The 12,415-nt window shown below is 46.5% G+C and carries 12 protein-coding genes; 7 read left to right on the top strand and 5 right to left on the bottom strand.

All coding sequences use genetic code 11. The annotated features are described in order from the left end of the window. Positions 1-32: 32 nt before the first annotated feature. The gene (locus VYM24_RS04470; RefSeq protein ID WP_330941562.1) at positions 33-2,345 is read right to left on the bottom strand and encodes a TonB-dependent receptor; all 2,313 of its coding nucleotides are present in this window, start codon (positions 2,343-2,345) and stop codon (positions 33-35) included. A gap of 280 nt (positions 2,346-2,625) precedes the next feature. Between VYM24_RS04470 and VYM24_RS04465 the strand changes: the two genes are divergently transcribed. Further along, a complete protein-coding gene (locus VYM24_RS04465; RefSeq protein WP_330941561.1) occupies positions 2,626-4,293 on the top strand; it encodes a tetratricopeptide repeat protein in 1,668 nt (555 codons plus the stop codon). A gap of 92 nt (positions 4,294-4,385) precedes the next feature. Here the strand turns inward: VYM24_RS04465 and ahpF are convergent, their stop codons facing one another. From ahpF to VYM24_RS04450, 3 genes are all read right to left on the bottom strand, one after another. Next, entirely contained in the window at positions 4,386-5,945 is a 1,560-nt protein-coding gene (gene ahpF, locus VYM24_RS04460) for an alkyl hydroperoxide reductase subunit F (protein WP_330941560.1), read from the bottom strand. Between the two features lie 201 nt (positions 5,946-6,146). Next, entirely contained in the window at positions 6,147-6,713 is a 567-nt protein-coding gene (gene ahpC / locus VYM24_RS04455; RefSeq protein WP_007211096.1) for an alkyl hydroperoxide reductase subunit C, read from the bottom strand. Between the two features lie 192 nt (positions 6,714-6,905). Beyond that, on the bottom strand, positions 6,906-7,832 hold the full coding sequence (locus VYM24_RS04450) for a hydrogen peroxide-inducible genes activator (RefSeq protein WP_330941559.1): 927 nt from the start codon (positions 7,830-7,832) through the stop codon (positions 6,906-6,908). A 140-nt stretch (positions 7,833-7,972) separates the two neighbouring features. Here VYM24_RS04450 and VYM24_RS04445 point away from each other — a divergent pair, with 140 nt between their 5' ends. Next, a complete protein-coding gene (locus VYM24_RS04445) occupies positions 7,973-8,464 on the top strand; it encodes a Dps family protein (protein WP_007216682.1) in 492 nt (163 codons plus the stop codon). A 106-nt stretch (positions 8,465-8,570) separates the two neighbouring features. Here VYM24_RS04445 and VYM24_RS04440 read toward each other — a convergent pair whose 3' ends face one another. Then, complete coding sequence (locus VYM24_RS04440) at positions 8,571-9,293, bottom strand: LexA family transcriptional regulator (RefSeq protein ID WP_330941558.1); 723 nt, start codon at positions 9,291-9,293, stop codon at positions 8,571-8,573. Between the two features lie 375 nt (positions 9,294-9,668). Between VYM24_RS04440 and VYM24_RS04435 the strand changes: the two genes are divergently transcribed. The 5 genes from VYM24_RS04435 (at position 9,669) to VYM24_RS04415 (ending at position 12,405) form a co-directional block, all read left to right on the top strand. Further along, the gene (locus tag VYM24_RS04435) at positions 9,669-9,986 is read left to right on the top strand and encodes a hypothetical protein (protein ID WP_330941557.1); all 318 of its coding nucleotides are present in this window, start codon (positions 9,669-9,671) and stop codon (positions 9,984-9,986) included. Between the two features lie 28 nt (positions 9,987-10,014). Beyond that, on the top strand, positions 10,015-10,995 hold the full coding sequence (locus VYM24_RS04430) for a DUF4373 domain-containing protein (protein ID WP_330941556.1): 981 nt from the start codon (positions 10,015-10,017) through the stop codon (positions 10,993-10,995). Positions 10,996-11,153: 158 nt separating this feature from the next. Then, on the top strand, positions 11,154-11,639 hold the full coding sequence (locus VYM24_RS04425; RefSeq protein WP_330941555.1) for an HU family DNA-binding protein: 486 nt from the start codon (positions 11,154-11,156) through the stop codon (positions 11,637-11,639). Between the two features lie 170 nt (positions 11,640-11,809). Then, the gene (locus VYM24_RS04420) at positions 11,810-12,250 is read left to right on the top strand and encodes an N-acetylmuramoyl-L-alanine amidase (protein WP_330941554.1); all 441 of its coding nucleotides are present in this window, start codon (positions 11,810-11,812) and stop codon (positions 12,248-12,250) included. 53 nt (positions 12,251-12,303) lie between these two features. Then, positions 12,304-12,405, top strand: a complete 102-nt coding sequence (locus VYM24_RS04415; protein WP_425286632.1) for a smalltalk protein — start codon at positions 12,304-12,306, stop codon at positions 12,403-12,405. Positions 12,406-12,415 lie beyond the last annotated feature (10 nt).

The raw sequence follows: 12,415 nt of genomic DNA, 5'->3' as shown, positions 1-12,415 counted from the left end.
GGACGGGCCCCTGCTTTTCGTGAGGGAGACAATTACTTGCTTCCGGACAAGATTCCGGTATCGGTATCCCTGTTGTTGATTCTTCTGCCTTGGCTGTTGCGCTTCTTTCCGAAATCAAGGCTGAAGGATGCATTTACCATGAACAAAAGCCTTAAGTTCTTGGAGTACGCTAACTGGCGGTAGGGAGCCGACTTTGACAGATTTTCTATTTCCTGTTCATACTTATTGGTGAACGGGTTCAGCACCCCGGCAGAAAGGCTCCATTTCTCCGTATTATATCCTGCCATGATGGTGTGCAGTTTCTCCTCTTTAGTCAGCGTTTCACCCCACAGAGTGTGGTTGCTGGTATTCATTTCTACCATCAGTACCCAGTTCTTGTACATTGCCATCAGGCTGCCTCGCAGTCCTGCATTGGTGTGTGTATGCGTGTAGGTGTTGCCATAGCTGATATAGCGGTTCAGAAACGGAGTGATTTTAATGGAGATATACTCTTTGTAAGGTCGTATTTGTATAGCTGTCTCCAGTTTGATCCGGTGGAAACCTTTATGATTCTCGGTAGTGCGGACAAAATACCCGTCTTCGTAGTAGGTATTTTCCATAATCGGCTTATTGTCATAGCTATATCTTCCAAATAAATCGACAGATACATACTTGCTTTGCCAACTGGCAGACAGTGTATTGGCATAGAATGTAACAGACTTTAAGTCGGGATTCCCTTTGCGTATCTGATACTTATCCATTGCTTGCGAGATGTCGTTCAGGTCGGACAGGGAAGGGGCATAGCCCGACACGTATCCGTTGTATCTGAAAAACCACTTCCCGTTGATAGAGTACGACAGGCTTAAGGAAGGTTTGACTATATACTTCTCGGAAGAATACTGCTCCTGACTGTTATAAGTTCTCATGGCTCCAATCCCTACTGTGTAGTTCAGAGCTTTTATCTTTGATTGATACTCGGCAAATAGGTACGTTTCGGCCGTATTCATCGTGATTTTATTCTCTATACTACCCGAATATCTATTTTGCAAATAGGCCTGTGTATGCTTGATGCCTCCGGTAAACTTACCCGTATTGAATTGTTTTTCGTAGATACCTTCGCTGATGACGGAGTATTTCTCACCTTTGGTTTCCGAATAGATATCCGTATCGTTATTGTCATTATTAAGGGCTTTCTGAATAAAAGTCCGTTCATTCTTGCTGTCCAGATAAGAAGCCACTATATCCGCATAGATTGTCTGCTTGTTTTTCAGATTTCTCTGGTAATAGATATCCAAAGAAGGGATAACTACTTTGGAGGTAGAAAGGTCGGATATGGAGTAGGAGGTGTCTCCTTCATACAATGTACTGATTCTGTCCGACATGGAACTGGAAGTATCGCTGTATTGATTTCTGAGAGCAATATTGAGAAGTTGCTTGTCATTATCCTGGTAGCTGTAATTGAGGTTGAAGTTAAGGTTATCATACTTTACTTTGGTAGGTTCTCCCACCTCTCTGTTCTCCTGATAGGCCTCCGGGAAGTGGAAACTTTCATAGTTTTCGCGCGTCCACTTCAGATCTCTCTGTCCCCAATATACGGTAGTGCTGAGCTCTGACTTGTTGAAGTGGTATTTGGCAGCGAGGTTATGTTCGCCATATCCCGTATCGGATACTCCGTTGGTGAGGTCGGCGGAGATACTTCCTCCTGATTCTCTTCTCTTTACAATGTAGTTCAATACAGCTCCTGCATTTCCATAACGTGCGCCGGGATTGTCTATATATTCGATCCGGATCACATCTGTCGGGCGGATGGCAATTATTTCAGCTTGAGTCACTTCTACGCCGTTAATCCTAAGTTGCACATTGTCTCCTCCGGGAATCGTGATGCTGTTGTCTATCGGATTGATCAGGATACGCGACAGTTGTAGATTTCTCAGTAAGGAAACTCCGTTGGAAGCGGCTTTAGTCTGCATTTCGGTCGGGAGGATAATTTGCCGGTCGGTCTTTTTGATGATGGGGCTGGCTGTGACGGTAACACTTTCCAGCATTACATTATCGGGCGACAGGGGCAGTTCTCCCAGATTCAGGTTGGCTTGCAGGTTGCGGATGGAGAGATAGGAGCTTTCATATCCGACGCATGAGATACATAAGATATAATCTCCATCGTTTACTTCTTTCAGCAGGAAGCCGCCACCGTTATCTGTGGCAACTCCGGTGATGAATGTCGAATCCTGAGTCAGCAGGCTGACATTGGCATACTCGATGTGCTGATTGTTACTCTCATCGATGATTTTCCCTGTGATTTTGTTTGCCGCCATCAGGGAGGTACATAGGAATAATACTCCTGAAATGATACTTAGTCTCTTCATTTTTCTTATTATTTTTAGTGATTATTTCTGTTCTTTGAACATGACAAAGGTAGGGGGATCGGGGGAGAAAAGTGGTTTATATGTGGCACTAAATAAAGTGCGACAACTTTTGTAACTATCTGAGAATTAAGGGGATTTAAACTGCGATTTATAGAAAAGTTTATATCTTCCCATTTCAAGTTTATATATAAAGAAAAGTGCAAAAAATGGGATGCCGTAACTTCCGTTAATTGATAAATATCTATCTTTGCAAAGACTTAAAGCAAGAAGGAAGGACGGCATGAAAGCATTGAAACATGGTTTGATAGGTTGGGTATGCGTGTTGGTATTGGCAGCATGTGCAGAAGCCCTGCCATCGCAACGCATCCGGATAGAAAAGGCGGAGCAGATGTTACAGCAGAATGCAGAGGAGGCGATTGCTCTGCTTCGGTCGGTGGAAGATCCCGAAGCATTGCCGGATTCATTGCGGGCACGGTTTGCATTGGCTATGGGGCAAGCCCACTATAATGCACATTGGGTAATGAATGAAGATTCTTTGCTGTTATATGCCTTGGATTATTATGGAAGGCCGGATGTGAGTGACACATTGCGGTTGCTGCGTACCTGCAAACTGGCAGCGCATTACTTCTACGATAGCGAGAGATATAAAGAAGCCACTGAGATGATGGCCGAAGGGAATCGTATTGCAGCCTTGCGTAGTGATACGGCTGCCCGTCTTGATTTGCTGCGGTCCATAGCGAATATAGGAGAAGGTAATGATGACTTTGAAGGTCTGATACGCTTGCAGAAGCAATTGATAGCTATAGAGCCTGATTCCACCCGACAATATAATAACTACAACAGTCTGGCGATATCATACTACTGTGCAAATCAGAATGATTCTGCGCTGCTGGCTCTCCGCAAAGCTACTGAATGCCTGTATACATCCGCGGACTCTCTGAAAGCGCTGTACTATGTGATGCGCAACTATGCGGATATATTGAGTGACTCCGGAAAGAATCGGGAAGCTATCGATTTACAACGCCGCAGTTTACAGGAATATAAAGAGACAAAACACCCCTTCGAGTCCTTATCTTATTATGCTCTTTCGCGTTATTTCCTGAATATGGGTCAGATGGATTCCGCCCGCTACTATATACAAATGGGTGATAGCGTGCGTTCGCCCTATATTGACCAGGACTTATCGTTGGCTAACTTTTGTCTGGTACAGAAAACATTGATGGATTATATGGACAACCGTTCTTTTACAATTCGGGATGTGGCGTTCTTCTCAAACCGGTTGTATAACAACTTTATCCGTGACCAGCGGGTGATAGCTCAAAAAGGAAAGGTGCAATTGTTACTCCAACAGCAGAATATGAATCTGCAACTGGAAAAACAGAAAGAACGGACCTTCTTTGTCGGAGTGGTGGCTCTCTGTATTTTGTTGTTGCTGGTTGTCGTCTGGTATTTGCAGCGAAGAAAGCATTTGCTTGTGGAGAAGGAAGAAGAACTGGAAGCCTTGCGCCGTCTGCTGCATGAGACGGAAGGCGATGAAAGCGGCAATAATGATAAGTTTGTCAAGAAGATGCTGCTTCAGCAGTTAGGTCTGATACGTATTGTGGCTACGAATCCCAGTTCCGATCATCAGGAGCTATTGGTACAGATGGGACGGATAGCCAATAAAGATGTAGCGGTGGACGATTTGCTGGTTTGGAGTGATTTGTATAAGACTATTGACATGGTACATGATGGCTTTTATACCCGTATCAGTCAGAAGTATGGAAATATCCTGAATGAAAAGGAACTGCAACTCTGCTGTTTGTTGAAGTCGGACTTTTCGACGAAAGAGATTAGCGTGGTTATCCAGCAGAGCATACGGACAGTGTATCAACGTAAGACGGTGATACGGCAGAAATTGGGCATGGCAGAAAAAGAGGATATCGCTGAATTTCTTTCTGAGAAATAGATATGCGGACTACACGGATAGAACGGACGAACGCGGATTTTTATTTTTCATCCGCATTCGTCCGCCCAATCCGCATCGTCCGCGTACCTACTTTATGCAATTCCCCGGATGCGGTCATCAAATGCCGACAGTGCCGCCTTTGCACCTTCACCCATTGCAATTACTATCTGTTTGTAGGGAACGTTCGAGACATCTCCTGCTGCATAAACTCCCGGAAGCGTGGTGCGGCAAAAAGCGTCGATCTTGATTTCGCCTATTGGAGTCGTTTCCAGCATGTCACGGAAAGGAGCGCTATTGGCTGCCAGGCCAATCTGTACGAAGATGCCATCCAATGGGAAATCCCGTTCTTCGCCGCTTACACGATCTTTGACGCGGATAGCTGTTACCTTATCACCGTTTCCCACTACTTTGGTAGTCTGTGAGGAAGTGAAGATTTCTACATTCGGCAAGCTTTGCGCCTTTTCTTGCAGTACCTGGTCGGCTTTCAGCGTATCGGCAAATTCAAAGACAGTCACTTTCCGGCAGATACCCGCCAAGTCGATGGCTGCTTCTATACCGGAGTTTCCGCCACCGATAACGGCTACGTCTTTTCCCTGATAGAACGGTCCGTCGCAATGCGGACAGAAAGCAACTCCTCTGCCTATATATTCCGTTTCACCTTCCACATTCAGTTTGCGCCAGCTTGCGCCGGTGGCAATGATAACACCGGGAGATATGAATACTTCACCGCCCACTACTGAAATCCTCTTTTCTTTTCCTTGAAGCTCCGCCTTCTCTATCTTACGGTCTTCAAACAAGTCGATGGGATAATGATTGATATGGCTTCTTAAATTGTCTGCCAACTGTGCACCTGTAGTCTGCGGCACGGAGATCAGATTCTCGATTCCTACGGTTTCCTTTACCTGGCCACCGATCTTTTCAGCTACAATAGCTACCCGTAATCCCTTGCGGGCTGAATAGATCGCAGCTGAGGCACCTGCCGGTCCGCCACCTAATACGAGGACATCATAAGTACGTGAGATAGGCTCTGCATTCCCCACAGGTTCGGAGCCGAACATTTCTTCCAGCTTTTGCAGAAGTTCGCCTAAAGTGCCACGTCCTACATGAAGCAATTTACCGTTGGCATAGACGGACGGTACGCCTTGAATTTTCAGTGCATCCACTTCTTCCTGGAAAAGAGCGCCGTCTATCATTTCATGCGTGACCTGTCCGTTCAGCAAAGCCATAATGTTCAGAGCCTGCACCACATCGGGGCAGTTGGTACATGTCAATGATACATAAGTCTGCAATGAAACGGGCCCTTTCAACGCCTGAATGCGTCGGCTGATGGCTTCATCAGGAAGATTTTTCCCCTTTCCATCGGCATTCAGTATTGCCAGAAGCAAAGATGTGAATTCATGACCGTTCGGTATTCCGCGGAATTTGACACCGGTTTCTTTCCCGTTTTTCAGTAAAGAGAATTCCAGCTTTGGTTCTTCGGTTTCAGTTACCTCACAGGAGAGTTTATCGGAACATCCTGCTACATCTTTCAGCAACTCTGTCAGTTCCTGTGCGCTTTCGTGCCGTGGATGGCAGGTGATATGAAAAGTGTACTGTGCTTCCAGGTTTTGGAAGACGCTACGTACTTGATTTAAAATGCTTGTTTCTAACATAACAGTCTATACTAATGTATTCCGTTGGCGGGATTAATTCGTTTCCGTAGGGTTATGAGTTAAAAGATTATCAGCATTTAGTTCATTACTATTCCGATATAAACTAATCTCGCCAACGGGTACTAATGATAAGATAAAAGAGGTCCCCTCTATGTGTGCAATGGATAAAGGGGACCTCGCTAATAAAAAAGGGATGTGAACTTAAATCTTACCAACTAAATCTATACTTGGTTTCAGTGTTTCGCCGCCTTTCTTCCATTTTGCGGGACATACTTCACCGTCGTGTGTTGCAACGAACTGTGCTGCTTCTACCTTGCGGAGAAGTTCGTCGGCATTACGTCCGATGTTATTGTCCTGTATTTCGGCAATCTTGATTTTGCCTTCGGGGTTCACGACAAATGTGCCGCGGTAAGCCATACCTTCTTCTTCGATCATTACACCGAATGCGCGAGTCAGCACGCCTGTAGGGTCTGCCAGCATCGGATACTTGATCTTACGGATACTTTCGGATGCATCGTGCCATGCTTTGTGCACGAAGTGAGAGTCCGTACTTACAGAGTATACCTCTACACCCATTGCCTGGAATTGCTCGTATTTTTCAGCGATGTCCACCAGTTCGGTAGGGCATACAAACGTAAAGTCTGCGGGATAAAAGAAGAAAATAGCCCACTTGCCTTTTACGTCTTCGTTAGTTACTGTTTTGAAACTTCCGTTCTGGAATGCCTGAACTTTGAATTCAGGAAGCTGTGAATTGATAATTGGTTCCATAATCTTTTTTGTTTTAAAAGGTTTAGTACTTTGTTTTTTCGATGATGCAAAGTTCATGCAAACCGAATGCAGAAGCAAGCTCGCTTGATTATGCTGAGGTGCAGCTGAATTTCGCTTTTGCAAAAATATAGCATCTTTTGCCGATAGAACAAAAAAACCGATTGAAAAGATTTATGGGCCGATAGACGAAATCTATACAACGCACTGAGTTGCCCGCAGAGACAGCATTTCGCGGGGTACAGAGGCTTGTATTTCTTTTGTGAGTACCTCCAATAAGGTGGTTCGTATGAAATGTTCATTGGTGATGAGAATGATCTGCCGGGTAGGAGTGGGGATGGCAAAGGGGCGCACCAACTCTTTCTGTGTCTCGTTGAGCTGATCGATGGCAAGTTCGGGAATGAAGGTAACGCCTTTACCGCTTTCCACCATACGCATGAATGTCTCCATGCTACCTAAATGATAAGCGATCTGGCTGGCTTGCGCTGCCTTCATCTGGCAGAAGCGAACTAACTGGTCGCGGAAGCAATGTCCCTCGTCAAGCATCCAAAGCTGTTCGTCGCTGAGATCGGAGGTACGGATAATCTTATTATCGAACAGTTTGCTTTCGCGCGCGATATAAGCATAGAATTGTTCGTAGAATAAAGGTATCTGGCGGAAGTCATCCTTTTCAGGCAGGGTGGCGATAATGCCGGCATCTATCTCTCCTTTTATAAGAGCCTGTTTGATGTCCTTCGTCTTCATCTCCGTTACGCGGATATCCAATTGAGGATATTTCTTCATCAGTTGCGGAAAGAAGCGGGGCAACAGATAAGGGGCGATGGTGGGGAGTATACCTAACTTAAAGACACCCGATAAGGAGTGCTTCTCTTCTTCAATAATATCCTTTATATGGCCTGCCTGTTCCAATACGATACGGGCTTGCTCTATTACAAGCTGCCCGACGGGAGTAGGGCAGATGGGCTGTTGGCTGCGGTCGAATATCTTAGTGTCTAACTCGTCTTCCAGTTTCTGTATCATGGCACTCAGGGTGGGTTGAGTTACACGGCAATGTTCCGCAGCTTTGGCGAAATGGCGGAACTGACTAACGGCAAGAATGTATTCCAGTTGTTGTAAAGTCATGATAAATAAGGGGTTTGAACGGGTTATATAGATTCTGTCTATGCAAAGATAGAAATTATCTGTTTGACAAGCATGGGTTTCTGCCTTATCTTTGTCTCAGAAAAAAGAAAAACAGTATAAACTATTAAAACCATAAAATTATGAAGACTTTAAATTACATCAAGTTAAATGAATCGGGAGTAGCTAACGTAGTATCTGCATTGCATCAACTTTTGGCAGATTTCCAGGTGTATTACACGAATCTGCGCGGTTTCCACTGGAACATCAAGGGACACGGTTTCTTCGTATTGCACGAGAAGTTTGAAAGTATGTATGACGACGCAGCCGAGAAGGTGGACGAAATTGCAGAACGTATCCTGATGCTGGGTGGTGTACCCGAAAACAAGTTCAGCGAATACCTGAAAGTTGCAAAGATCAAGGAAGTATCTGACGTGGCTTGCGGTAGCGATGCGGTCAGCAATATTCTTGAAACTTACGGATACCTCATTGGTGAGGAAAGAAAGATCATTGAACTGGCTAATGAAGCAGGTGACGACGTTACTGCCGACCTGATGACAGGCTATCTGAAAGAACAGGAAAAGATGGTTTGGATGCTGGTAGCTTTCAGCACAAAAGGATGCACGGACAAATAATATATAGGTTTAGGTGATAAATGATGGAAAAGGTGATGAAGTGGTGGAAATACTGCTTGGTCACCTTTTCTTTTGTCTTATAGCTTAGCCGGCTTGCCTGCCGGGCTTACATCATCATATTCTTTCTGATGGAGAACTTGACAATCGCCATCGCCTGTATGCACGTGAGCGGTAGATCCATCGGTTCATGGTGTGGATTGTAGCTCACCAGCTTGATACAACCTTCCACATCGGAACGGTTCACATACTTCACTGACAGGTATTCGTCGCCGTCGATGTTGAACGACACCAGATACATCTCCCCGTAAATGACGTTGCTGAAACTGCTGATTTCCTTAAAGCCCACAACATCCCCCGATTTCAGGATGGGATACATGCTGTCTCCGCTGATGTAGAGTGCTCCGTCGCAGACAGGTATGTTCGGAATCTGTATCTTTCCCACCACATGCTGGTCTTTGTTGGCAAGCAGTGTTTTCAGGTTGGCGGCAGCGGTGATATCATATAATGACACGCTACGGTCGTCTACCGGATCAGCTGTTTTGGGGGTATGGATCATTTCCACCTCACCCGAAACAATTTCGCCATTGCAGAATTTAGCCTGATGTTCAGGCTTCCCTTTTCCCACCAGCAGCCAATTGTAGTCTATCTCTTTCAGTTTCTCCAGCAGCAACGGGAAGTCGATGCTGTTTCGGGCACACCAGTTACTCAGGGTAGAGCGGGAGACACCAAGATAGGCGGCCAATGCCGCGTCATTCCTCAGGTTCAACACCATTTTGGCGCGCTTCACTATTTCCGAAACATTCAATACTAAGTCCGATTCTTTCTCCATAATATCATTGTATATAAATCGAAATTATAATAACAGCTCATTTACAAACCATTACGTATTTTCTGAGAATTAATCGCCAAGGCTATTTGGTTTATATCTGAAAACAGTTTTATATTTGCAGCGACAAAAGTAGCCAGTTTATTTTTAAATCGCAAACAAAAGAGAAGAATTATGAAAAACAAATATTTCAGACTCCGAAACAGGGAACCGACCGCAAGATATATAGATGCAAGGCGCAGCATATATAGATGCAACACCTTGGATATATAGATGCAACACGCTGGATATACAGATGCTACACACAGGATATATAGATGCTACACGACAGATATATATACTCAGTCAACAGGATACACTTACTAACACCATCTCATTATGGAACAGATACTTACCTCTACCCTGCACACTTGCAGACATTGCCTGAAAGAACTTCCCGCCGAAGCTTTCTATATGGACAAACGCACCCGGCGACCGGAAAGCTGCTGCAAAGCATGCCGCAGCGCCGCCTATAGGAAACGCTACATTGATTCACACTTCGTAAACACCCCCTCGCACGCCACCCTCATAATCACCGACGTACAGGACCGAAAGCAGCGTATGACCCTCATCCTGCATGCCCTCCAAGTGGTGAAAGAAAGCGTAACCCGCAAGCGAAGAAAGCTCATCGAAACCAGCCTCAGCCAGGAATCATAAATTAGAACCACAATTAAAAACCACTACCATGTCCAGAATCAAAAAACGGGGACTCGATTACTTCCCTGTCGACATCGACTTCATGAACAACCGCCTCGTGCGCCGCATCATGAAACGCGAAGGCGAAGGCGCCCTCGCCACCTTGATGTGCACCCTCGCCTGCATCTACGGCGGCGAGGGCTACTATGTCCTTGCCGACGAACTCTTCTACGACGACCTCGCCACCAACCTCTACAACCAGTCCGCCGACGACGTGAAACGCATCCTCGGCCTCGCCATTGAGTACGGCATCTTCCATCCCGGTATTTTCAGTCAATACGGCGTGCTCACCAGCGGAGAGATACAAAGCCAATACCTCTTCAGCACCAAGCGACGCAAGTCCGCCGTGATAGACGAGCGGTTCCGCATCGGCAACGGAAGAGAGGAAGAGGAAGAAGCGCCCGGGCGGGAGAGCGAAGAAAAGACGGAAGAAGAAACCCTTTCCACCGGAAAGAATGAAACGGAAGGGGATAATGTAACATTTACCCCAAAAAATGAAACATCCGGTACACATAGCATAGCACAGAATAGCATAGCACAGAATAGAAAAGAATATCCCCTCCTCAATAGTTCCCCCGCCGGGGGAACTCAGAACGCGGACCGGAAGTCCGCGGAGGAAAGGGGGGAGGAGATTCTTTTTTCACAAAGAGAAGCGGGTTCGGAAAATGCCGTACCCGGAGAAACGCCTTCAAACGGAATCTCCCGCAACCGCCCGCCCCGCAAGGAATGGACCGATGACGACATCTCGCACCTGCAACCGCCCCAAGACGGACTGAAACGCAATCTGGACGGACTGATCTTTAATCTCCGCCAGCACCGCATCCCGCAGCAGGAACAGTACGCCATCATCCTCAAGAGCAACTTCGGTATTATCGGACATCCCATTTGGAAAGGTTTCTTCGACCTGCGCGAAAGCCACGGGAAAATACGCTTCCCGGGAAAGTATCTGCTGAGCCTGTGCGTGAAATAGGGCAGGCCGCACACCGTAAACAATCCGAAAACATTTTCTGATAAAAAACGGATAGATTTATTTTTCAGTTCACACCATAAGCCTTATCTTTGCAATGTGGTTAAGCTTAAGACACAAACAACGAACAGTCTATTAACAATTTAAAAACAATTCAAATTATGCCAGTATTTTACAAACCGGCTCAATCCATTTTGGAAAACAAAGCCGGAAAGAGACTATTTTACCCGCGCATTGTGCTGAAAGGTAATGTAACTACCGATCAGATTGCCCGTGAGATCGCGGAATACTCTTCCCTCTCCAAAGGCGACACAAAAAACACGATCGACAACCTGGTGAGAGTAATGACCACTCATCTGCAATCTTCAGAAAGCGTCACCCTGGATGGCTTCGGCACGTTCCGCATGACGATGAAATCCAACGGTAAAGGCGTGGAAACCGCCGACAAGGTATCGGCGGCACAAGCCACCCTGACGGTGCGCTTCCTGCCCTGCTACACCAAGAATCCCGACCGCACCGTAGCCACCCGCTCCATGGTGACAGGCGTAAAATGCCTCCCTTACAATTCCAAAACAACCGGAAGCGGCAGTGACGGCGGAAACGGTAGTGACGGCGGAGGCGGACTCGACGAAAATCCGCTGGGCTAAGAAAACAGAAGAGACGCGGAGGCGCAGAGCTTCCCAGGGATAACAGAGCAAAAAGCACTGTACCTCCGCAACTCACCCGCGTTCAACGACACGTACACAATACGAATACTACGACTTAACCGAACTATTCTATATTTTATTAACTAAACTATTTTAATCCCAAGAGAATCATGAGAAGTATCAACTTGATTGTGGTGCATTGCAGCGCCACCCGGGCAAATCGTGCCCTTACCACCGAAGAACTGGAAACCATTCATCGCCGTCGCGGCTTCCGCGGCATCGGCTATCACTATTACATCCGCTGGGACGGCTCCGTCGTTAACACCCGCCCCCTGGAGCTTGTCGGCGCGCATGCAAAGGGACACAACGCTCATTCAATCGGCCTCTGCTACGAAGGCGGGCTGGACTGCAACGGGAAGCCTGCGGACACCCGCACTCCGGAGCAACGCAGCGCGCTACGGTTGCTGGTGTACCAGCTGCTGAAGCGATTCCGTAACAGCTATGTCTGCGGGCATCGCGACCTCAGTCCGGACCTGAACAGGAATGGAGAGATAGAACCGGAGGAATGGATAAAGGAATGTCCGTGCTTCGAGGTGAAGAAGGAACTCTGATTCTTCGAAAAATGAAATCACTAAAAAAAGAACACGAAAGGAGGTGTGAAACTATGGCAATCAAGAAATCAGTATGGGACATGATCCTGAAATTGATTATCGCGGTGATTTCCGCGGCTGCGGGCGTGTTGGGGGCTAATGCGATGCCGCTGTAAATAAAGTCTG

Origin of the sequence: Bacteroides sp. MSB163, assembly GCF_036416795.1 — a bacterium.
GTDB classification, from domain to species: domain Bacteria; phylum Bacteroidota; class Bacteroidia; order Bacteroidales; family Bacteroidaceae; genus Bacteroides; species Bacteroides maternus.
This window is presented reverse-complemented; position numbering and strand designations above follow the sequence as displayed.

Excerpts from the sequence above, each read along its gene's own strand:
- VYM24_RS04445 (WP_007216682.1), top strand. The coding sequence starts at position 7,973 with ATGAAGACTTTAAATTACATCAAGTTAAATGAATCGGGAGTAGCTAAC.
- ahpF (WP_330941560.1), bottom strand. The coding sequence starts at position 5,945 with ATGTTAGAAACAAGCATTTTAAATCAAGTACGTAGCGTCTTCCAAAAC.
- VYM24_RS04465 (WP_330941561.1), top strand. The coding sequence starts at position 2,626 with ATGAAAGCATTGAAACATGGTTTGATAGGTTGGGTATGCGTGTTGGTA.
- VYM24_RS04425 (WP_330941555.1), top strand. The coding sequence starts at position 11,154 with ATGCCAGTATTTTACAAACCGGCTCAATCCATTTTGGAAAACAAAGCC.
- VYM24_RS04415 (WP_425286632.1), top strand. The coding sequence starts at position 12,304 with ATGGCAATCAAGAAATCAGTATGGGACATGATCCTGAAATTGATTATC.
- VYM24_RS04435 (WP_330941557.1), top strand. The coding sequence starts at position 9,669 with ATGGAACAGATACTTACCTCTACCCTGCACACTTGCAGACATTGCCTG.
- VYM24_RS04430 (WP_330941556.1), top strand. The coding sequence starts at position 10,015 with ATGTCCAGAATCAAAAAACGGGGACTCGATTACTTCCCTGTCGACATC.
- VYM24_RS04440 (WP_330941558.1), bottom strand. The coding sequence starts at position 9,293 with ATGGAGAAAGAATCGGACTTAGTATTGAATGTTTCGGAAATAGTGAAG.
- ahpC (WP_007211096.1), bottom strand. The coding sequence starts at position 6,713 with ATGGAACCAATTATCAATTCACAGCTTCCTGAATTCAAAGTTCAGGCA.
- VYM24_RS04470 (WP_330941562.1), bottom strand. The coding sequence starts at position 2,345 with ATGAAGAGACTAAGTATCATTTCAGGAGTATTATTCCTATGTACCTCC.
- VYM24_RS04450 (WP_330941559.1), bottom strand. The coding sequence starts at position 7,832 with ATGACTTTACAACAACTGGAATACATTCTTGCCGTTAGTCAGTTCCGC.
- VYM24_RS04420 (WP_330941554.1), top strand. The coding sequence starts at position 11,810 with ATGAGAAGTATCAACTTGATTGTGGTGCATTGCAGCGCCACCCGGGCA.